This window comes from Chryseobacterium sp. C-71 (assembly GCF_020911865.1).
In the GTDB taxonomy this organism is placed as follows: domain Bacteria; phylum Bacteroidota; class Bacteroidia; order Flavobacteriales; family Weeksellaceae; genus Chryseobacterium.
Map to the genome: position 1 here is coordinate 3,667,013 of NZ_CP087131.1, position 22,608 is coordinate 3,689,620.

At 35.1% G+C, this 22,608-nt stretch carries 17 protein-coding genes; 12 read left to right on the plus strand and 5 right to left on the minus strand.

Features of this window, described 5'->3' with window-relative positions:
• Together LNP04_RS16975 and LNP04_RS16980 are read left to right on the plus strand one after the other, a co-directional pair.
• A complete protein-coding gene (locus LNP04_RS16975) occupies window positions 1-1,785 on the plus strand; it encodes a hypothetical protein (RefSeq protein ID WP_229984076.1) in 1,785 nt (594 codons plus the stop codon).
• Window positions 1,782-2,735: a hypothetical protein gene (locus LNP04_RS16980; protein ID WP_229984077.1), complete on the plus strand. Its 954-nt coding sequence runs from the start codon at window positions 1,782-1,784 to the stop codon at window positions 2,733-2,735. Before LNP04_RS16975 ends, LNP04_RS16980 begins: the two co-directional genes overlap by 4 nt.
• A gap of 81 nt (window positions 2,736-2,816) precedes the next feature.
• Here the strand turns inward: LNP04_RS16980 and LNP04_RS16985 are convergent, their stop codons facing one another.
• The 3 genes from LNP04_RS16985 to LNP04_RS16990 all read right to left on the minus strand — a co-directional run bounded on the left by LNP04_RS16985 (window position 2,817) and on the right by LNP04_RS16990 (window position 4,488).
• Window positions 2,817-3,863, minus strand: coding sequence for a DUF4917 family protein (locus tag LNP04_RS16985; RefSeq protein ID WP_229984078.1), 1,047 nt, complete (start codon window positions 3,861-3,863; stop codon window positions 2,817-2,819).
• Window positions 3,864-3,901: 38 nt separating this feature from the next.
• Complete coding sequence (locus LNP04_RS19615) at window positions 3,902-3,997, minus strand: hypothetical protein (RefSeq protein WP_407928610.1); 96 nt, start codon at window positions 3,995-3,997, stop codon at window positions 3,902-3,904.
• A gap of 197 nt (window positions 3,998-4,194) precedes the next feature.
• The gene (locus tag LNP04_RS16990) at window positions 4,195-4,488 is read right to left on the minus strand and encodes a helix-turn-helix domain-containing protein (protein WP_229984079.1); all 294 of its coding nucleotides are present in this window, start codon (window positions 4,486-4,488) and stop codon (window positions 4,195-4,197) included.
• Between the two features lie 649 nt (window positions 4,489-5,137).
• On the opposite strand from LNP04_RS16990, the gene LNP04_RS16995 reads away from it, so the two are divergent.
• The 5 genes from LNP04_RS16995 (at window position 5,138) to LNP04_RS17015 (ending at window position 12,227) form a co-directional block, all read left to right on the plus strand.
• Window positions 5,138-8,182, plus strand: a complete 3,045-nt coding sequence (locus tag LNP04_RS16995) for a SusC/RagA family TonB-linked outer membrane protein (RefSeq protein WP_229984080.1) — start codon at window positions 5,138-5,140, stop codon at window positions 8,180-8,182.
• Between the two features lie 275 nt (window positions 8,183-8,457).
• Window positions 8,458-9,582 (plus strand): RagB/SusD family nutrient uptake outer membrane protein, encoded by a 1,125-nt coding sequence (locus LNP04_RS17000; protein WP_229984081.1) that lies wholly within the window; start codon window positions 8,458-8,460, stop codon window positions 9,580-9,582.
• A gap of 32 nt (window positions 9,583-9,614) precedes the next feature.
• Complete coding sequence (locus tag LNP04_RS17005) at window positions 9,615-10,469, plus strand: hypothetical protein (protein WP_229984082.1); 855 nt, start codon at window positions 9,615-9,617, stop codon at window positions 10,467-10,469.
• Between the two features lie 83 nt (window positions 10,470-10,552).
• Window positions 10,553-10,960: a hypothetical protein gene (locus LNP04_RS17010; RefSeq protein ID WP_229984083.1), complete on the plus strand. Its 408-nt coding sequence runs from the start codon at window positions 10,553-10,555 to the stop codon at window positions 10,958-10,960.
• A 415-nt stretch (window positions 10,961-11,375) separates the two neighbouring features.
• On the plus strand, window positions 11,376-12,227 hold the full coding sequence (locus LNP04_RS17015; RefSeq protein ID WP_229984084.1) for a toprim domain-containing protein: 852 nt from the start codon (window positions 11,376-11,378) through the stop codon (window positions 12,225-12,227).
• On the opposite strand, the gene LNP04_RS17020 is transcribed toward LNP04_RS17015, so the two are convergent.
• Both LNP04_RS17020 and LNP04_RS17025 read right to left on the minus strand, forming a co-directional pair.
• The gene (locus LNP04_RS17020) at window positions 12,222-12,869 is read right to left on the minus strand and encodes a nucleotidyl transferase AbiEii/AbiGii toxin family protein (protein ID WP_229984085.1); all 648 of its coding nucleotides are present in this window, start codon (window positions 12,867-12,869) and stop codon (window positions 12,222-12,224) included. The genes LNP04_RS17015 and LNP04_RS17020 overlap by 6 nt on opposite strands.
• A gap of 5 nt (window positions 12,870-12,874) precedes the next feature.
• Window positions 12,875-13,360, minus strand: coding sequence for a DUF6922 domain-containing protein (locus LNP04_RS17025; protein ID WP_229984086.1), 486 nt, complete (start codon window positions 13,358-13,360; stop codon window positions 12,875-12,877).
• 375 nt (window positions 13,361-13,735) lie between these two features.
• On the opposite strand from LNP04_RS17025, the gene LNP04_RS17030 reads away from it, so the two are divergent.
• The 5 genes from LNP04_RS17030 to LNP04_RS17050 all read left to right on the plus strand — a co-directional run bounded on the left by LNP04_RS17030 (window position 13,736) and on the right by LNP04_RS17050 (window position 22,346).
• Window positions 13,736-14,410 (plus strand): DUF6904 family protein, encoded by a 675-nt coding sequence (locus tag LNP04_RS17030; protein ID WP_229984087.1) that lies wholly within the window; start codon window positions 13,736-13,738, stop codon window positions 14,408-14,410.
• 28 nt (window positions 14,411-14,438) lie between these two features.
• Complete coding sequence (locus tag LNP04_RS17035) at window positions 14,439-15,143, plus strand: GNAT family N-acetyltransferase (RefSeq protein ID WP_229984088.1); 705 nt, start codon at window positions 14,439-14,441, stop codon at window positions 15,141-15,143.
• 647 nt (window positions 15,144-15,790) lie between these two features.
• Window positions 15,791-16,408: a hypothetical protein gene (locus LNP04_RS17040; protein WP_229984089.1), complete on the plus strand. Its 618-nt coding sequence runs from the start codon at window positions 15,791-15,793 to the stop codon at window positions 16,406-16,408.
• A gap of 77 nt (window positions 16,409-16,485) precedes the next feature.
• On the plus strand, window positions 16,486-17,166 hold the full coding sequence (locus tag LNP04_RS17045; RefSeq protein ID WP_229984090.1) for a hypothetical protein: 681 nt from the start codon (window positions 16,486-16,488) through the stop codon (window positions 17,164-17,166).
• Entirely contained in the window at window positions 17,163-22,346 is a 5,184-nt protein-coding gene (locus LNP04_RS17050) for an Eco57I restriction-modification methylase domain-containing protein (RefSeq protein ID WP_229984091.1), read from the plus strand. The genes LNP04_RS17045 and LNP04_RS17050 overlap by 4 nt, the downstream gene beginning before the upstream one ends.
• Window positions 22,347-22,608 lie beyond the last annotated feature (262 nt).

Sequence of the window (22,608 nt, forward strand, 5' to 3'; positions counted from 1 at the left end):
ATGAAAAATCCGTTTGATGTGAAAACCCCAGAAGGAATATCAGCTGAAGATGCACACGAACTATTTGTCGATGTGTTTACTGATTTTTATCAAGTAAATAAAATAGGTCATGCATTTTTAAATGGACCACGTGGATCTGGAAAAAGTATGATGTTTAGATACATGATGCCAGATTGTCAAAAACTTAGTAAAAATTCATCATTAAAAGAAATTGATTATTTTTCTTTGTATGTTCCATTTAAGCTAACAGATATTAACTATGTCGAGTTAGAAAGGTTTAAGCAAAATTCAAATATTTTTATTAATGAACATCTGCTTACAACTTTTGTTACTTCAAAATGTTTTGTTAGCCTATTAAAATATGAGGATGAGATAAATGCTTGTTTTAGCGAGATTGAATATTTTTATAACAATACTTTTTTGTGGCATGTAGAAATTTCTGGAGCTGAAATTGACAAATACAAGAAAAAATTTAATACAGGTATTGAATACATTAAGCAGATTGTTAGTATTTTGGATTCAATGTTAATTATTTGCAAAAATTATTGTAAAAGATCTTTGATTCCAGATAGTAGGGAAGATTATAATGGGCCATTATGTAATTACTTAGATTTTCTTTATCCTCTTCTATTAGAATTAAAAAAATTATCATTTATGCCTCAAGATCGGGCTATATTTATATTAGCTGATGATGCTGGATATTTGAATGAAACTCAAACTAAAATATTAAATACTTGGGTTTCTTATAGAACTTCCGACTCTGTAAGTATTAAAATTTCAACACAATTAGATTATAAAAGCTACTTAACCATTACTAATAAAACTATAGATTCACCTCACGACTATTCAAAAGTTAATATTGCAACAATTTATACCACATCGAACAATAATTACTATCATAGGATTGAAGATATTGTTACAAGAAGATTGAAAAAATATTTACAATTAGATATTAGTCCTAAAGATTTTTTTCCACCTGATAAGGAACAAGTAAAAAAGATTAAAGAAATTTACGATAAGTTAAAAAATGAATATGAGGACTCAGAAAAAAAGCATACTGCTGGTGATGCCGCAAGGAGATATGCCTCTTCTGAATATTTAAAATTTTTGAAGAATAAACGTTCTGGTTCTACTTTAAATTATGCAGGTTTTAATAATTTAGTTGATATATCGTCTGGTATCATCAGACATTTTCTTGAACCTGCATCAATTATGTTCTCTGAAAACATTTCAAAGAATGGTGCGGAAAATGATGTGAAATTTTTACCAGTAAATATTCAAAATGAAGTAATTCAGAATTATTCTAGAAAATTTTTAGAAGATGAGTTTGAGTCAGTAAAAGAGGTTCATGGTATTAAAGGTGAAAATGAAATATTAAGTAAAGCAGATAAACTTTTTAATATGATCAGTGGTTTAGGTCAGATGTTCCATCGTATATTTGTATCAGAAAAAAAAGAGCGTGTAGTTTTTTCTGTTGCACTATATGATAATCCAGACAGGGAATTAGCTGAGATTATTGATTTGGCTGAACATTATGGTTACATACATCGGAGTTCAATCGGTAATAAAGAAGGAACGGGACGGTGTAAGCTTTACATTTTAAGCCGAACTCTGGCGCCTTACTTTAGGCTTGATCCCAACGGGTTTAAAGGTTATAAATTTATGAATAGTGATATTTTAAAGATTAGTCTCACAGATCCTAAAAAATTTGAGAAAATTGCTAATAAGCAAATTGAAGATTCTCAAGCAAGTGTTCAACAACTAAACCTTTTTGATGACTTATGAAAATAATTGAAAATAATCTTATTGAACATTTAAATGAAATTGACTTATTTATTTGTTCATCAGGTTTTGAAAGTAGGTCTAAAAAAGTTGCGCTATCTCTAAGTCAATCGTTAGTTGCGAAAGCTATTGTCTTTCACATGAGTGACACATATCGGATATCGAACGAACACTTAAGTTTAATTGAGGAACATTTTAATGATATAGAAAAAATTATTTATCCTAAAAATGCTCCTTTGGATACTTTTGACATTTTTTACTCTACTTTAAAAAATGTTTCTCTACTTAATAATAAAGCAAAGCTAAAAACTGTAATTGACATTTCCACTTTCACTCGTGAGATACTACTGATACTTATCAAAGTTCTCTCACTTCCAACGTTTGCTAATTTTGATGTGAAAATAATATACACACCAAATAAATCTTATGCCAACAATTCAAAAAATGCTTGGATGACGAGAGGAGTAAGAGATATCCGTTCAATTGTTGGTTATTCAGGACTATTGTCTCCATCAAAAAAAACAGTATTGATTATTTTAGCAGGTTTTGAAGAAGAAAGAACCGAAAATATTATTGATTCTTTTGAACCATATCACATAATATTAGGAAAACCATCTAAATCTGACTCTATTACTAATGAATTAAGTGAAATAGCTGATAATAAATATAATTTTATAAAGAAGAAGTATGAACATTTAATTGTAGAAGAGTTTGAATTCTCATGCATTTCTTATGAAAATACTTTTAAATCTTTAGATAAAATCATAAAAAAGTTTGCTGGATTCAACTTAATTGTATCACCCCTTAACAATAAAATTTCTACTGTAGGTGTAGCCATGTCTGCTTTAAAAAATGAAGAATTACAAGTGTGCTACGCATCAGCAAATCAATATAATATAGATGCTGAAAATATCGAATGTGATTATTTTATGCTTTTTGACTTGAATTTTTAAAAGATGTTAAGAAATTGATCTATTTGTAATAATTGTGGAAGAATAAATTGTTTATTTTTACTATGATCTCCTGCGCATTATTTAATCCCATATACTTACTGTTTTAGCATTAAAATAATTTATTTTGCAACGGAACTTATCTTTTATAGATTCAAGATATTCTAAACTTTCATCTGAATAAACACCTATATAAACACTTCTAAGAATATTTGCAGCTGGCATTCCTTGATTTGCAGCTTTATTGATTGCGTCGATTATATGTGTGTCGTATTCACCAAAATTGAAACCGAAAACAATCAATGAACCCTCAATGTTTGAAAAGTCATCGTAACAAAAAGCTAGATATTTATTATGCGAAATTTGATTTAATTTTTCTTGTGCATTGCCTGCCGTGACAAATATTGGATATGATTTTGATTCCATACGGTCACTTATTTTTTGTAATAGGTAATGTCTTGAGTCATATTCTTCTTTTACAATTTCAGTTCCTGTATCGAAAATTGGTAATGTTCCGTGTAAATAGAAAATATTTTGCCTGTTTTTATTTTCTCCCCATATCAGATCTGACCATTCGGGCTCTTGTCCTGCTTTAGTTTCTTCTGGATTTAAAAGTTCTCTTCCAAAACCATCAATAGCTATTTTTGACGCATTCCTCATCAATACCCAATACATTAGTAAATCATAATTTGTTGAGTATATTTTCCCTCCCTTTGATAAAAAATTATCTAAAAAAGAGTGGCAAGATTTACTCCTCTCCTCAGCTACAATAAAAACATGTTCGGGATGTAATTCCTTTACGGCCTCAATTAAACTATTTTTTAATGTTGAATTTGCTTCTAGTATTTTACTTATAAATGAGTTATCTATTTCAAAAACTTTTGCAATTTCAACAAAATTATCAAGTTGTTGCATTATCAGTTCGAAGTTTTTTGTATTTGCAACCTTAAATAATTTTTTTAAAAATTCATCATCTGTATTTTCAATAAATGTGCTTAGCGCATTATAAGAGAATATTTTTGGATCGTAGGCCATGCTAAAACCATTTCCAAACAGTAAATGATAACTTCGTTTTCTCTTATCTAAGTAATTTATTACTTGTTCATATGTTTGTAATTCTTCTATTTTCATGATTGTTTTTAATTGTAATTTTTTTAGTAGATAAGCATTTAAGAGATGCAATATTGAAAACCTAAATTATTTTCGAGATACTTTTTAAATTTAGCAGCAGACGTTCCAACAGCATTTACTACTTCTTTCAACACTTCTTTGGTTATGTCAAATTTTTTTGACCAGGGGTCGAGTTCCCACCTCTAGTTCAAATTGACTCTAGCTGCATCTGTTGCTCTTTTACTTAGTCATCACCCATAAAATCTTCTTTGGTTAATAAAAGTAAAAATAGCTATGTTTTTATATCAGATGATTACGGTTTTCCGTAAATACAAAAAAATCCCAACTCTCGTCAGGATTTTTTCTTCTTTTTAGGTTCTGCCTTAAGAATATTATTTTCCTTCATATAAATGGCAAAATCAAATTTTAGAGCGAAAAGAATTTGTGGTTCAATGCCGGCAGCTAAAGATATTCTTATCAATGTTGAGAGTTTAGGAATATTCTCCTTGTTTATTAGTCTATAGACTTGTTTCCGATCAACATTAGCGGCGGCGGCTAAATCAGCGATATCAATATCTTTCTCCTCAATTACTAGTTTTATGTAATCAGCGATTGCAATAAAATATTTATCATCAATATATTTCATTGAATAAAAGTGACATATTTGTCAAAATTATCATTGACAAATATGTCACAAATCAAAATTATTATTATATTTGTAAAATAAGTTACTGAAGTGTAACTTTGCGATACTTCAAAGAAATTTAGAAGCTATTGCTTAGAATCTCATTCTGAAAACTGGTAATTTAAAGTATACGAGAGGATAAGTACAATAGCTCACGACCGCGGCGTGAGCTCTCTTATCTGTATACAAGGTATACCAGTACCTCAGAATGGATATGTAGAGTTTCACGCTGTTTTTATTCCAGCATTCTCATATTCTGCACCCTAAGCCGCTTCCTTAAAATATAGTATCAGACTGCAAGATACAATGGGGTGTACAACTCATTGCGGCTTTTAAAGCTTTTATAGGACACAATTTTCATTCATATTAATTTTTTAAGATGTGCTGGGGCAGGAGGATTTGCTATGTATCTACTGAGGCTTCCTCCCAAGCATTATCGAAATACATTAATTAGGTTAATGCTAAAAACAAGATTGATTTTTAAGAAAGAGATAGTCAAATAAGAACTAACCATAGAAAAAAAATAGCCCTCTTAACACTATGAGTATTGTGGAATTTACGCAGTGTAGAAGAGAGCCTAAAATTTAACGAATTAAATCTATTCAAAAGTATGAAAAAAAACTTTTGCAGCCTGAGTCATATCCAATTGGCTTTTAGCTTCACATTGCTCGCCTCCGGCGTAGCAATAGGGCAGATGCGTGTGATTACAGGCACTGTTACAGATAATACTAATAATAAACCGATTTCAGGGGTAAGTATATTTCAGGAGGGTAGTGATTCGGTTGCTACTACTAATAGTTCAGGTATTTATAGGGTTCAGGTATCAGGAGAGAATCCTGTCCTTGTCTTTAAGCAACCTGATTATCCTGAACGAAAAGTTTCTTTAGGAGATAGAGTAACTGTTGATGTGTCATTGGGTAAAGAGAATGAGAATGTTGATGGGATTGGGAATGGAACTGAGAGAAAGAATGAAAATGTGAAATCAATAGAGGAGGTCGTTCTCAATGCAGGATATTATAAGGTTCGGGATAAAGAGAGAACGGGGAGCATTGCTAAGGTCTCTGCGAAGGATATTGAGAACCAGCCTGTCACGAATGTCCTTGCTTCAGCGCAGGGGAGGATGAGCGGGGTTTCGATCACTCAGAATTCAGGAACACCGGGAGGTGGATTTGATATTCAGATAAGAGGGAAGAACAGTATCCGTCGCGAAGGGAATGAGCCTTTGTATATTATTGACGGGATTCCTTTGGGATCTGAAACGCCATCGTTGTATTCAGTGACGATCTTACCAAATTCATCCATCAATCCTTTAAATGCGATCAATCCGAATGATATAGAAAGTTTTGAGGTATTGAAAGATGCTGATGCTACTGCAATTTACGGTAGTAGGGGAGCCAATGGGGTCATTATTGTGACGACTAAAAAGGGAAAAAAGGGCAGGACTGATCTGAAGCTGAACTCGTCCTATTCATTAAGTACGGTGGCCAATCGTATGGAAATGATGGATACGTCGCAGTATCTTCAGATGAGAAGGCAGGCTTTTCAGAATGACGGGATTGCAACAATCCCTGCCAATGCGTATGACCTGAATACGTGGGATCAGAATCGGTATACGGATTGGCAGAAGGAACTCATCGGCAGGACTGCTGATGCATCTGTGGTTCAGCTGTCATTAAGCGGTGGTTCTGATAATTCCTCATATCTGATCAGCTATGGTCATCAGGAGCAGACCACGGTTTTTCCTGCTGATTTCAGATACAGGACGAATAACATTACTGGGAATTTTACATTAAGAAGTCCTGATAAACGCCTGGAGGTAAACATGAGCAACTCATTTTCTTTCCAGAATAACAATGTTCAGAACGACGATCTGACTAAAAGGAGTCTGACCCTGAGCCCTAATGCTCCGGCACTGTACGATGAGTCAGGGAATATCAATTGGCAGAATAATACCTTCTCCAATCCTGTGGCATTGTTCAACAGTGAATATCTGAACTCGACTTCCTTTATCAACAGCGGAACCAATATTTCATATCGCCTGTTTCCTTTTATGTCATTGAAGTTCAATGGTGGGATTACCTATCAGAACTTTGAAGAGATCAGCCTGAAGCCTCACACGATGTATAATACTTCGGGTGGCTTGACTAGTGCGAATTCCATCTCATCAAAAAATAATCAGACCAACTTTTCCTATCTCCTGGAACCGCAGATCACCGCAGAGTATTCTTGGAATGATCATCGTTTTGATGTATTGGTGGGAACCACGCTTCAGCAGTCTGAAGCCCGGCAGGGTTCGATACAGGGAATAGGTTTTGAAAGCAATGCACTTATCCGGAACATAGGAGCTGCTAAAACCAAGATCGTATCTGATCAGGTGAACAGCCAGTACTTTTATACCGCTGCTTTTGCAAGGTTCAATTATCAGTTTAAGAAAAGGTATATCCTTAATCTTACGGGTAGGAGGGATGGTTCAAGCCGTTTCGGACCTGACAACCGTTTCGGGAATTTTGGAGCGGTAGGTGCCGCATGGATCTTCTCTGAGGAATCCTTTATGAAAGAACTGAGCTGGCTGAGTTTTGCCAAATTGAGGGGAAGTATGGGAACGACCGGAAATGATAAAATAGGGGATTACCAGTATCTTAATACGTACAGCATCACTACAAATATTTACAATGGGATCACAGGATTGTCACCGTCAAGGCTGTACAATCCCAACTTCAGCTGGGAAAAGACGGTGAAGAAAGAGGCAGCGATTGAATTGTCCTTTTTAAACAGCCGTATTAATATGACAGTCGCCTATTATAACAACAGTTCGTCCAATCAGCTAGTCGGCATTCCATTGCCGGCCACCGCAGGTTTTGCGTCGATTCAATCCAATCTTCCGGCAAAGGTCCAGAATACAGGATGGGAATTTGATTTTTCAGCGCAGGTGCTTAAAAGTTCACAACTGAAATACGAGACTTCATTTAATTTTTCTGTTCCAAGAAATAAGCTGTTGGAATTTCCGAATCTTGCAGGCTCTACCTACAGCAACCAATATATGATAGGTTATCCGATGTCTTTGGTGAAGGTCTATCAGTTTGAAGGGGTGGATCCGGCAACAGGTCTGTACCGTTTCAAGGATTTTAACGGGGACGGACGACTGACCTCTCCTGACGATAATCAGGTGATCGAGAAAATAGGGGTTGAATATTTCGGAGGCTGGTCCAATAATCTGCGATTCAAACAGTGGTCTGCTTCCTTTCTTTTTCAGTTTGTGAAACAGAGAAACTGGAATTACAACCGCCAGATGTTGATTCCCGGGAATATGAACAACCAACCTGTGGAAGTATTAGATGCCTGGTCGCCATACAATCCTACAGGAACTTATATGCAATACACTTCGGGGACGATTGCACAGAAAAATACCCTGCATTCTTTGTTTCAGAATTCGACGGCAGCGGTCGGCGATGCGTCATTCATAAGGCTGAAAAATGTACAGCTCAATTACAGCATCCCTGTGCAGAAGTTCGGGATCAGGGAGGCGATGATCTACGTGCAGGGACAGAACCTGCTGACCATTACCAAATATTTCGGGTTGGATCCTGAGTTTGTGGTGACCGGATTTCTTCCGCCGTTAAAGACTTATTCATTAGGATTTCAACTGACCTTTTAATTCATATAAAATCGAAAGAAATGAAAACATACATCAAACAAATTATACTCACTTTATCTTTAAGCCTGGTATTGGCTCCGGCCTCCTGTGAGAAATGGATAGAGACTGATTTTCCTAACAACCAATTACCGACCGAACTCGTCTTTGAAGATGAACAGACTGCCGAAGCTGCTTTGGCAGGGCTTTATGCCAGTCTTTGGAGTAATTCTTTATTGTCCGGTGGGGTTGAAGGGTTCGGGCTTTTGGGAGGTCTATATACCGATGATATCAGCACCGTGTACACTCCGGGGATCAACGGGGTGTCGGATATTTTTTATAATGCCCAGCTTTCAAACAATTCCGTGGTCACCAATGTCTGGACGAATGCGTATCAGCAGATCTACGCTTCCAACAGCATCATAGAGGGTGTCCGTAATTCAAAATCACTGTCCCCGGCGGTAAAGGACAGAATTACGGGTGAAGCACTTTTCGTACGTTCCTTGCTGTATTTTTATCTGCACCAGATCTATGGGGAAATTCCGTATACCGATTCCACTGACTACACCGTCAACAGCCAGCTATCGAGGATGCCTAAAAATGAGTTCATGACCAGGATTGAAACGGATATGTCAGAAGCAGTCAACCTGATTCCGACAAGCTATCGAAATGCGGAAAAGATCTATCCGAATAAATACGCTGCTTATCTTGTCCTTGCAAAAATTAAAATGCTTTTGAATAAAAACAATGAGGCAGAAGTGCTTTTACAGACTATTGTTCAGGCCTCGAACTATTCTTTTCAAAATGACATCACTAAAGTATTTCAGGCAGGAAGCCATATCATCTGGCAGCTGAAGCCAGGAAACACCAATGAGGCAACCAAAGAAGCTATCCTGTATAATTTTACGGCGGCACCCTTATCCTTTATGGTTAACCCGAATCTGGTGAGCCAGTTCTCAAATAATGATCTGAGGAAGCAACAGTACATCACTGCAGTCCCGTTCCAGACACAGACGAATTATAAAATTTCAAAATACAGAAATCTTGCAGCCAGCAATCCCAATGAATACTCCGTGATCATGCGTCTGGAGGAAGCTCAGTTTTTGCTTGCCGAAGTACTCATACTGCAGGGCAAAGTATCAGAAGCGATACCATTGATCAATAAGACAAGGCTGCGCGCCGGACTAAGTGCACTTCCGGTTAGTTTGACTGCATCAGCTGCAATGGATGAACTTCGGATCGAGAAAAGAAAAGAGCTGTTTTCGGAACAGGGAATCCGTTTTTTTGATCTTAAAAGATGGGGATTGCTGAATCAATTGACTACTGTAAAGCCCAATTGGAAGACTTTTCACGTCCAATGGCCGCTTCCCGCCAAGGAACTGCTTCTTAATCCGAAGCTAAATCCGCAAAATGAAGGATATTAACTATGGTCAACTAATGAATTATAAAGAACTTCATGGAGATTTTTAGGAAAATAGTTATCATGGTCATTATGTTCCTGATTGCACATTCTGTCTTCAAAGCACAGGAGAGTATGCGGTATTTCGAGGAATTGGTAGAAACGGAAGAAGAGATCAGGCTCCTAAGTATGTCAGATTATGGTAAATGGATTGCCTGGCAATCGGTTTACGAGAGCAGGCCTGCAGAGATGAAAGTCGCTTCTGTGAATAATTCAAAACAATTATTTACAGAAGCGGGAGCCCGGCAATGGCAGTTTGTAAGGGAAAATGAAATGGTTTACCTGCTGGGGAAGAATGCGAAATACAGAAACTTATCAAGTCAAAAAGTATCGACCTTCTTTGATGTGAGAAGTGCGGGATATTTAAAGCATTTAGACCAAGTATATATTCACCACAATGATAAATCATTCAATAGATTGGATTTTTATGATAGGGATATGAATATAGTTCAGTCTTTCTTTCATGTCAGGAGGATGGTTGAGGTCAAAAACGATGTGATGATTCTCAGGAAGAATGGTGCTGAAGATGAGTTGATAAAATATAATGGGAAAGAAGGAATAACGATTTTTAAATCACCATCTCAAATTTATTCCGTGAGTGCTTCAGGCTTGCAATCCGCAGGATGGTTGCTACGGGTACAGGGTGAGAAGGGGCTGAAAATGTTTTATGTATCGTCTGATTTATCATCAACACAACTATCCTTTGATAGCAAGAACCAATTTGACGGAATTCAACAGGATCCTTCATCTGTTGGCGATGCCGTGCTCCTGACCCTTGAGACGAAAAAAGTCAAGAACAAAGGGATGGTGGACATCTGGTATCGAAGATCCCGGAAAACGGGACAGCCGTAAAGCTATCTACATTAAACAGGAAATTCGGAGTTAAGTATAAAACGGCCAATGATTTTTGTTTCAAGTTTCTAAAACCTGCCAGAGTGAGCCTGAACCGGCACAATAATCTGTCGTTCAATTACAGGTATAAAGGTGATTCGATATTTATAGCTCCTTATCAGACAAGAAAGATTGCAGATATAGATCTGTCATCAAATAATAGGGAGCAGCTTGAAGTTACCCGAAGATTAAGATATTTTAGAAAAAGATACGGCCTGCAGGAGCAGGAAATGACGCAGTTTTCTTATCAGTACAGACATATTACGCAAACCCGGGAACTTATCGAAAGAGCTTTCACGGAATTTATAAGAATAAGCAGATTAAAGGGAATAAAATCTACGGAATACCAAGCGAAAGTATTTTTGAATGAAATGCAGGACATCATCATTATGTTATATATGAAAACGAAAATGGGCACACTGCTTCCAAACGGTTATCCTGTTATTATCTGAAGTCGGAATTGCACTCATCTGCATTTCGGAATTGCACTCATCCCTTATTCGGAATTGCGGTCGCTGAAGTTAAAGGATAGTTAAAATGCGAAATTTTATGACTGAGTTTTCGGAATTGCGCTCTTTTGAAATTGAAAAACTTTGTAATGTATGGTCTTTTTTAATAATGATTGAATGGCGAAGATTCAATTCGGATTTGCGCTCATTCCAAAACAAGAGGTTTTTCGGACTTGCACTCATTTAATTTTCGGACTTGCAGTCGTCTCTCCTTCGGAATTGCGCTCATTCGAAAACATTTGCAAAATCCCTTCTATAAGGTGATCCGGCTCAACATTAAAAGGATATTTAAAAGAATAAAAAGTCTTTTTTTTATCTAAAAGTATAATGAAGAAAAAATTGCTTTAAAAGAAAAAAAATGAATTGCGAAAAAATAAAAGAAAAAGTTAGTATCAGATTGCTACTGGAATCTTTCAATCTTTTTCCTGTGAAGCAAAACCAGAAAACGGCTTTCTATTTTGCTTTGGACAGAGAAGAAAAAATTCCCAGCTTGTCGGTTGACTACATCAAAAACAAAGCGTTTGATTTCGGGACAGGGAAGAGCTATGATGTAATTTCAATTGTTCAGATAATAAACAAATGTTCCGTATCCGATGCTTTGAAATATCTTTCAAGATTCGACTACGCAATGGTGAATGACAAAAATGTTCAAGATACTGGACAAGAAAAAAATTATTATATTATTCAGGTAAGTGATGTCAAACATCCCGCACTAATTCAATATTTAAAAACCAGGAAAGTTTATGAACAAAGACATTTAGTGAAAGAAATTAATTATGAACTGAATGATAAAAAATTCTTTGGAATCGGCTTTCTAAATGATTCGGGTGGTTATGAAATCAGAAGTAAATATGCTAAAATCTGTTTGGGTCAGAAGGAGGTCACTTGGATTAAAAATGAACTGAATCCTAAAAATGAAGTTTTAATCTTTGAAGGCTTTTTCGATTATTTATCTTATAGGAATATTGACAAAGCGGAAAATTCAATTTCAGATTATTTGATACTTAATTCCACCGCGATGCTTTTTAAAGTGAAGGACAGACTAAAGGATTACCATAAAGTTTCTCTTTTCCTTGATAATGATGCTAATGGGAAAGTTACAAAAGAAATCATTCAAAATAATTACGATAATGTGGAAGACTGCTCTTTATTTTATAGCGGGTTTAATGATTTGAATGAGTGGTTCTGTAATTTCAATGAAAAATTATGATTTCTGATAATTTTTGACTGCCTCTTCAATATCTTCTTTGATAAACTCCCAATATTTCCCCTGAAGGCAGATCGGGTCAAAATCATCGTCTGCATATGTAAAGTCGATCAAATTTTTTAAAATTAAATCTTTTTCGTGGCCATATTGGTATCGTTCTTCGTGAAGCTCCAGCATTTTTCCAATCCCAAAAGTAGGAAGGCATTCGTGCAGATCCCAAAAGTCTTTTTTACGACCACCTCTCTGGACAACATCTATTTTCATTGCGATGATCTCTTCAATCGTTGCTAACCTTATTTCATCATCTATTATTGCAGGCCTTATGAAGCTGTCGGTATAATATATATCAAGTTTTACCGCATTATATTTATCAGTGCCGATTAGATACGATTTTCCCATTGCTGGTTCAAGATCACTGAAATTATCCACATAGGTAAATGCCAATCTGAGAAAGTTGTCTATTGCTTTAAAATCAACACTTCCGTAAACTGCATCACTGAACAGGTCTATGTCGATGGACATACGATGACCCAATTGAAGGCTCAAAGAGGTTCCCCCTACAAGCCTGAAATCTTTAAAGGTTTCGGATGCCATTACAATTTGCAGGCTGTTTTTCAGAAGATCGTTTACTGTATTGTAATACATATTGATTATTGTGATTTTCTTTGAAGTCTCATTGGTTGTGTAGTCATTGACTTTAATGCGTTTTCGACTTTTCTTTTTCCATAGAAACGGATGGTTTCATTTTTCTCATCATCATTGCCGCGTTCAAAGATGCGGTTTATAACCGCCTTGTGCTGTCTGTTCCAATCGATTTTATTGATATCAGTATCCCAGAACAGAGATCTGCGAAGGATTGAAAGATTCGGTGTTTCTTGCATTTTATCCTTTTCAAACTTGATGTCATAATAGCTTTGCAGGACAACGATGCTTCCTTCCTCCAGATCGAGTTCCTTTTCGATCTTCAATGCCAGCGGAACAGGAATCTTTCTTTTTCCTTTGGTTATATTATTGATTGCCTGTGCAGATTCACCGATGGATATAGCGAAAGGACGCTTTTTGAGCGAGCGCTTTTCAAGTTCTCTCTCAAGTACGATTCCAGGATGTATTCCTTTATATTTTAACAGCGATTTCATAATACAAATATAAACAAATCTGTTTATATTTGTATTATGTATTATGAAAGTATTGCTAATATTTAGATAAGCATATTTGCTATCTTGACTTTTCGCATCCTAAATGTAAAATTCCTTCTGACTAATCGCATCTAACTGACGTTTTGCTATTTACTCTTGCAAATGTAGGACAGGATTCAGTATACTTTAAGCTATGTGAATGCTGGACGAGTATTTATTACTTACGTTTCAATCTCATTTCAAAAACATCTTCGAGCTTTTGACAGTTAGGTTTTGACAAGAGGTTACGGGTTCACATTTAAACACTAAAACTAATAATAAACTTTTAAAGAAAGATTTTCTTGATTAAATTTGTTCAAAACAAAAGTATCGTAAATGATTTATGCTGTACCGACAAAAAAAGGATTAGGAATTGAGATATGGGGAAACCGTGATGATTTGGAATACCTTTATGAAATTATTTCCAAATTCTGGAATAACGAATCTTTCTACCATATCAAAGGCTACGAAGACAAAAACAAATTGATCAGCAGTTTTTCGTATGAGATACGAAAAGCATCCTACGGAAGCAGGTTAACAAAAGATCATAGCCATTATTCCATCGAAGAAATTCCTTATGTCGGGTTCAAAATTTCCTGGCCGCATATTGTTTTTTCAATTGTTGCACTAAGATACAATATGAGAATGGTCGATAGTAATAAAGCAGATATTGCCACGTTCCTACATCTCGAATACTGGATAGAATTGGCGATGGAAAATTATGATTCTGCCGGAACCAAAAAGCTCTTACCTTATCTCAATGGTGCTGTAAATGCAGGGAACGAATATTTGTATCTGTTTATGAGACATATTAATGCGTCATTTTTTGAAATGAACGGCGGTAAGAATTCCTTTAGAAAATTACCAGATTTAATGAAAGTTTCTATATATTCTTCAGAAGAGTATAATGACCTACTAAATTTTCTTCAGTCGGAGGCAAAAAAGTATAATTGTAACATAGAAGATCTGGAATTAAGTGATGATGATAAAATATATGAAATAGAGTGGTAGGTCTTTTAGCTAAACCAATAAGTAAAAAATGACAAATGAATCACTACAATCTTTGCTTGAAGGATTAAATGAAAATAACCAAATATCTAGTCTTATTTATCGTAGACCTCTAAGTTCAAATGTGGATTTTGCCAAAATATGGGATGATATACCCAAATTGACAGATAGTGTAACTTCTTCTGATGGACCTGACAATTTTTATCTGATAAAAAATGCAGAGAACGTTTTTGTAGCCATTGTATACGATATGGTAAGAGATTTACATTGGTTTGTACTACCGGAATATCGGGGAATGGGACATTTGACAAATTCCTTAAAGCAAACCATTATTCCTCATTTGTTTTTAATGAGAGAAGAACAGAGAATAACGATTAACGAAGCTGAAATGGATAAAGATCATTTTACAGCTTCCGAAAAAGTGGCGCTCAGGCTGGGCTTCATAAAGAGTGATGATAATGATGACGAATATTATTTATCAAATAATTGTTCTAATTCGGAGGATTTTAATTTCGGCAATGATTCTGAGATTTCCTATGATAGAATGAATGAGCTAAAAAAGCATATCAATTATTTGAGCAGGTCTCTTTGGACAATACAGACTGAAATTGAAATGAAGCTTGGACAAACTGATTACTCTGACGAATTAAAGGATTTAGTCCACGAACTTAGAAATCATACTTGGAAACTGGAGGATTTTTGGTGGTCAAGAAATACTGATAATAATTCTCGGTAGAATAATATATCATCAGTTTTACAATTACTTAAATGATAGGAGATAATTAAAATCAATTTCAAACTTTCTCTTTTCATCCAATTTATCATACTTCTCCTTAACCAAGGGATATTTATTTGCAATATTTTTATCATTATACTTGTCATCAAATAGGAATAAAAAAGCATAAGATAAAGGGTTTCCTACATATGTTCGTGTTTTTCATCAAATCAGACTATTATAAAAGAGATATTCATTTTTATCTGCTTAAAGAAACGATAGATTTATTATCCTACCGGTATAAACAAATATAAGTTCATTCAGTAACCTGTATAAAATAAGCACAGTTGTAATCTAATCCCTAGGAAAAATATTTAAGTCGGTTTATAAACCTGAGTAAAAAGAATATAGCGTAAGCCTTTGTGAACAAAATACAAAATTTGTCTTTTTTGAACCTGCATAAAATAGATGCAGATCCTTCTATAACCTACATAAAATAAGTACAGGTTTGCTCCCGACCTGCATAAAAATAATACGGGTTAAAATCTTTTATTCCAACATTTTCATTTTTTTCTTTTTGTAGCAAAACTAAATTGATAATTATGGATTTTATTGATTATCAATATTATAAATCCCTCTAAAATTCTATTTCAGAACTCCAAAAAAAAATGGAGATTCTTTTTAGCAAGATGTGTCTTTGTACGCACAAACTTTTCAAGTTGTACTACAAAGACGATCGCGGCGGCGTATTTCTCAATTCTTATCATGCAATTCTGAAGAATGAGAAAGATGAAAGTATTCATCACAATTTTCCGGTAAACAGAGAAAATACATTTACCGCTAAAGAGGCAGTCAACTTGTTGGAAGGCCGTGCCGTAAAAATTGAATTTCAAAACCCCAAAACCGAACAGAAGGAGCCTGCATTTGTACAGTTCAACTTCAATGAACCAAAAACTGAAAATGGAAATTATAACTTCCAGAATTTTTACAAAAATTATGGTGTTGATACGGCTCAGATCGTAGAAAAATCCAATCTGATATTCGATAAGCCTGAATGGAAGGAAAGTACCATAAAATCTTTGGAAAAAGGAAATATTGTCAAGGTAAAATTTGAATTGGATGATAAAGTCATAGAAGGCAAAGCGGTGCTGAATCCTCAGTATAAAAATCTAAGTCTGTATGATCAGGATATGAACAGAATCAATACCAACAAGCCTTTAGAAGGTTTGGAACAAGACAACAAGCACGAAAAAAATAACGTGAAAGAACAAAGTATTAAACGATAGATCACTGACAACCAATCATTTATTTCCCAGCGGTAAGTCAAATTAATTAGGCTGCCGCTTTTTTAAACCCTATATCTATGAAAAAACTTTTAATACTACCCAGCTTATTTTTTCTTTTTGTAAGCAATTCCTGCCACAAAGAAATCAAATCCGAAAAAGGAGGAATCGATGTTGTCTCCAATGTATATTTTGATGTTTCCAAAAATCTGGATAAAATCCAAAGTTTTCATTTGTCAAGCCTTAATTATTCGGGAGATTCTATTATAGAAAGGATTCCGGATGCTGATGCTCCCGAAATAACCCAACAGATTTATTTCATTAAAGATTCATTGTGCTATACCATTGAAAATGAAAATCCCGGCAAAATTATTCTGTCAGACATCCTAAAGAAACAAAAGCCGCTTTCGGTTGAAGAGAAAAAAGGAGGGACATTGTTTTCTCAGGAAAAAATCCCCAATTACAGAAACAGAAAAAATATGAGTGATACGGTTTTGTTTAAGAAAAAATACAAACGATTTGAAGTCAACTCACCTTGGATGTACACCCGGTTTTACATTTATCCAACGGATACTATTTTACCGTACTCTATTTACAAACACGTGGAAAAGGACTACCAAGGTAGGCTTGAAAGGATTGATTCTTACAATAAAAAGACGGACATATTCGTGACGCTTCAATTAATATCAAGAAAGAACTGGGACAGTGAAGCCAAAGAAATTTTTGAATTTAACCACTTCATAAAAAACAGAAAAAAGTGAAAGATGAAGATTTTTTTAATGAGATAAATGATGACATTTCTGTAGTTGAAGGAAATAAAAAGGAACTTATTGTTTTCACAAACAGTAAGGATACGCTTTCATTCTTGGAGCTTATTCAATTGAATAAGCAAGTCAATAATAGAACATTGATTACGCTTAATTCCGTTTCAAATAGCAAAAAGTTCCTCAATAGATATCAGAATTATGATGGTAAAATGTTTCTTTGTCTTACCGGGGACAGAACGGGAAATGCAATAACCAGGAAAATTCTTACAGAATTTAGTGGCAAAAATATCAAAGACGTTCGTCCATTGTATGAAATCTCTGAAAACAGGAATCAAGACTTAAGCGAATATTTAGACAATAAACTCAATCGTCAAGATAAAAATACTAATTTAGTTGAACCAAAAATTTCTGAAAATGAAAGCAATGCAATTGAATCCGGAAGAACGTCCGATTCTCAGCAAGTGGGAAACGGAACACCTGAACACAACTCTGGAGAACTTAGCCCTAAGATCCAATCCGAGCAAAACGGAAGTTACGAAAGCGGACAAGCAGTGGGCAGCAACAATGCTGGAAATGGACTTGCAGGCACAGAGCGGAGCAATTTGGGAAAACGAGACCGAGGAAGAGGATCCTCTGACAACTCACAACAGAATAATGTTGGAGAGACTCAAGGACGTTCCGTGGGCGGAATCGTACCCGGGAGAACTGTATCCGATAGAAGAAGAACCGATGGAGGACTTTCCGAGATAAGTGAGGAGTCAACAAATAATGTAGAGTTAGATGCTCTTATTTCAAAATATAAAGGACAAAAACTGTCCAATGAACAAGTTGCGGAAGTAGTTTCTGCAGCTTGTTTTGTTTCCGAGAATCACAAGATTATTCTCAAAGAAAATCTGAAAGTCACGAATGATTTAAAAGAAATCTGCAATCAATTCCAAAGTGGCGGAACCGCAAAAGAAGGCAGAGGGATTTTAGATGAATACTACACGCAGGATAATATTGTCGATGCGGTTCGCAATTTAATCAAAGACCATTTCAAAACCCAAAAAGAAATTTCCGTTTTAGAACCCAGCGTCGGAACTGGAAATTTCATCTATGCTACTCACGAATTACCTGTAAATTCTAAAATTACAGCATTTGAAATCAACGACTCCACCGCAAAAATTGCCAAGATTCTGCATCCCGAAGCTGACATCAATCTTCGTTCGTTTGAAACTGAATTCATTGATGAGAAAGGAAACAAAAAGGACTTTTCTCAGCAATACGATTTGGTAATTGGAAATCCGCCCTATGGCGAACATCGAGGATTTTACAAGGGATTGGGCGAAGAACCGCAAATTTCAAAGTATGAAGATTATTTTGTTAAACGGTCATTAGATTCTTTGAAACCCAACGGCGTTTTGGCGATGGTTCTACCATCAGGTTGGCTCAACCGACAAAAGAATTTACAAAATGTTAGTGTTTTGGAAGGTTTCCGTTTACCCAATGGCGCTTTTGCAGGAACACAAATCGGAACCGACATTATCATTCTAAGAAAAAACACTCAAAATATCTCTACTGATATTTCTAACTATTTCGATAATAACCCAGCAAGAATTTTGGGTGAAACCCGAGAAAAAACCAACCGTTTCGGTCGATTAGAAAAATATATTCACGGAAATTTAGATGAAGCTTTATTTAAGATTGAACAGTTTGAAAATAAGAAAGAAACCCAACGGATCGGAAATCTGTTTGAAGATTTGGTTTTAGAGGATGAACATACAGTTTCTTTACCCAAAGGAAATGCAATAATCGACGATTCTGCGAGGATTGAAAACCACAATGAAAATGAAGTAAATGTAACAGAAACTCAAGAAAAAATTGAACTGGTACTTTCTAAACTCAATAACATCAAGTTTAAATCTCCAACAATTACGACTGAAATAAGCAAGTATGAAAAGCTGCAAGAAGATCTGATCACAAAACCAGCATCATTTTCGGAGGAAAAATTAAAGGAACTTAGTGAAAAAAGTGATAGGATTATTTCTATTCACAATACAAAAAATCAGAACGAGTATAAAATTCAGTCAAAACCCGAACTCAAAAAAGGTGTTTTAAAATATCAATTCTCCAAGCAAGATAAAATTGTCAATACTTCATTACAAAACAGTTCTGATATTAGCAAGGAACAAATTGAAGCGTTTAGAGATAGCAATTATGACGGTACATTAAATAATCGCGAAAAGCATTATCAATTTGCCAACTTCATTGATGGAAACTGGGTTCACGATTTTTATTACACCGAAGGAAATGTTTACGCGAAACTGGAACAATTGGAGCGGGATTTTTCTGATACAAATGCATTCGGAGGAACAGAAAACCAATACGAAAAACAAAAAGCATTATTAGAAAATGTCCTACCAAAAGCGAAATCGCTGGATGAGATTTATATCAGTCCGAACCACGAGTTCGTACATAAATTTGAGCTAGGTCAAACAGAAAAAGACCAATATAATCATATTACAAAACGTACCGAACCAGTCATCGTAGATTACAATCTTGCCGAAAGATTCAAAGATTTTGTAGGCACTTTGTCAAGTGAAGCCTTTGCGGGTTCTTCAGCTTGGGAAGTGCGGAGCTTTGTAGATAACGAAACGGTTACAGGAAGCGATAAAGAGAGAAATGCGTTAGTCAGAGAAAGACGAAAAGCTGCTGCGAATGATTTGTTCTACAAGTTTGTTAGGGAAGAACTTTCCGAAGATATTAGAACTCGTTTCGTAAAAGATTTTAACCGCAATTACAATAACATTCACGTTCCGGATTATTCTAAATTCCCATTATTTTCAAGAATCTATCTGCATTTCAAAGGTCAGGAATTGCGTTTGACCGAAGTTCAGAAAGCAGGAATCGGAAGACAGATCACAAAAGGAGTAGGGCTCTTAGCGCACGAAGTGGGTTTTGGTAAAACATTATCAGGAATCCTATCTATGCACGAAGCAATGGAGCGAGGAAATGCGAAAAGACCAATCATCGTAGTTCCGAATGATAGTATTTTGAAACAATGGGTGGAAACGATATTTGAAACCATTCCCAATGCTAAAGTCAATGTTTTAGGGAACTTGGGGAAAGATTATGACCTTTCAAAATTTAACAACAAAGACGGAGAAATTACCATCGTTACTTATGAGGGCTTTAATAATATCGGGTTTTCATCAGAAATAACCGAAGAACTTTCTTCAAAATTCAACTACATTTCTACAAGCGAAATGAAAGGCGTTACCAATACAGAAAGAGACCTCCAAATTGAACTTCAGAAAGAAAAGGAGATCGAGGGAAAAATGAAGCGTGGTAAAATCTATGATTGGGAAGATTTTGGATTCGACCATTTGACCTTCGACGAAGTTCACAATGCCAATCATATTGTAGGAAAAGTAAAAATTGAAGACCGAAGATTTGCTTCCGATTTCAGAAGTCAAAACCAACAGACTTCCAAATTGGGAATCAATACCTGGATGGCAGCTCAGTACATTCAAGACAAAAATGACGGAAGAAATGTAACCTTGCTTTCCGCAACGCCTTTTACCAACAAGCCTTTGGAATATTATTCCATTCTTTCTTTAATAGCAAATAAAAGATTAGAAGAATCAGGATATTTTAATGTGAATACATTCTTCGAGACCTTTATGGAAGCGGACAATGATATGGAAATTGATGCAAAAGGCGATGTTAAATTTAAAGCAAATGTTCGGAGGTTTAAAAATAATTCTTTGTTTCAGCAATTACTTTCGGAATTCATTGATATAAAAGGAGAAGAAGACAATCCCGAATTGATTCGTCCCAACAAGATCAACAAAGAGTATAAAATTGAGCAGAATGATCTGACAAGAGAACAATATGACTTGCTCAATGAAAATTTCAGCGAAACTGAAAAGGGAGCAATTCTTACTCATATTCTCAATGCCCGACTTATTGCAATTTCGCCGAACCTATCACCATATTATGATGGAGAAGAACCTTCAGTAAAAGAATTCGTAGAAAATTCTTCCAAGCTGAAACGGACGATGGATTTAATTCATCAAAATAAAAAAGACATTCCGGAATCCGGACAAATTATTTATTCTGAATTGGCGGTTGCTCAATTTCCGAAATTAAAAGAATATCTTATTAATGAAGTAGGTTATAAACCTGAAGAAATCGGAATTATTACTGGAACGACCAATAAAAATCAAAGAATTTCTATTCAAAATGATTTTAATGAAGGAAAAATAAAAGTGGTTATCGGAAGCGAAGCCATTCAGGAAGGAATGAACCTTCAGGAAAATACTACGGATGTATATATGCTTACATTACCCTATAATTTTACTTCTTTGCGACAGGTGGAAGGACGAGCGTGGAGACAAGGAAATATAAACGAAAATGTGAGAATCAATTTTATGCTGACCAATGATAGTATCGATGTGTTTATGCTTCAAAAACTGCAATCCAAACAGGCAAGATACCTAGAAGCGATGAAAAAAGGAGCCGATGTTTTGGACATATCTGATATTAGCACGCAGGAGTTAAAAACCTCCATCATTACCAATCCGGAAACCAGAGCCAACATTGAAATCGAATTATTGAAAAAAAGGATTGAAAGTGAGAGAAACAAGCATCTCGCAGATAGTGCTTTTGTATTGAGAAAATACGAAGATGTTTTGAAAGTTCAAGAATTAGTAACCAAAGCTGAGCATTCATATAATAGAATTGAAGGCTATTCAAAAAATGGCGATGGAAATGCTGAATATTGGGCAACCCAACTGCCATCTTATCGAAAAACAATCGACCTACATAAAGTTCAAGTACAAGAAGTTATTGAAAATTTAGCTCAGAAAGGAATAGATGTTACTCAAATTGAATATCAAACCAAAACCACTGAAAATAAAATTGCAGAACTGGATAAAAAGCTGGAAGAACTTCCAGCAGTTAGAGAAAATTTAGTAGTTCAATATAAAATTGAAAAAGATGAACAAATGAAAATTAGTCAACATCAAGACTATGTCAAGGAACGAGCTACTGAGAACAATGTTTTATATAATACTGTAACGAAGGTAAATTCTATTAAAAGTGCTGAATATGAACATTCTTCCGACCTAATATTAAGTCAAAATAAAGATCTGGATTTACTTAAAGTATCAGAAGTTCACAGGAAAAGATAAATTTTTAAAATTTACAGATCTTTTTCATTTATTGACCGAAGAGTATTTAATTAGAAAAATCTAAACTTATTATTCGCATTACGGAAATCCGTAATCAACGAAATATTTATTTTAATATTTTTGAAGTTCGACCTTATTTGATATTCTCTCAAATGATCGAACCTTGTAAACATATAATGATAAATAACAACCAAATCATCAATCTATTTCAGGAATTGCAATAAGCTGAAATATATAACTAAATTTGTCCTTAAACCATGAA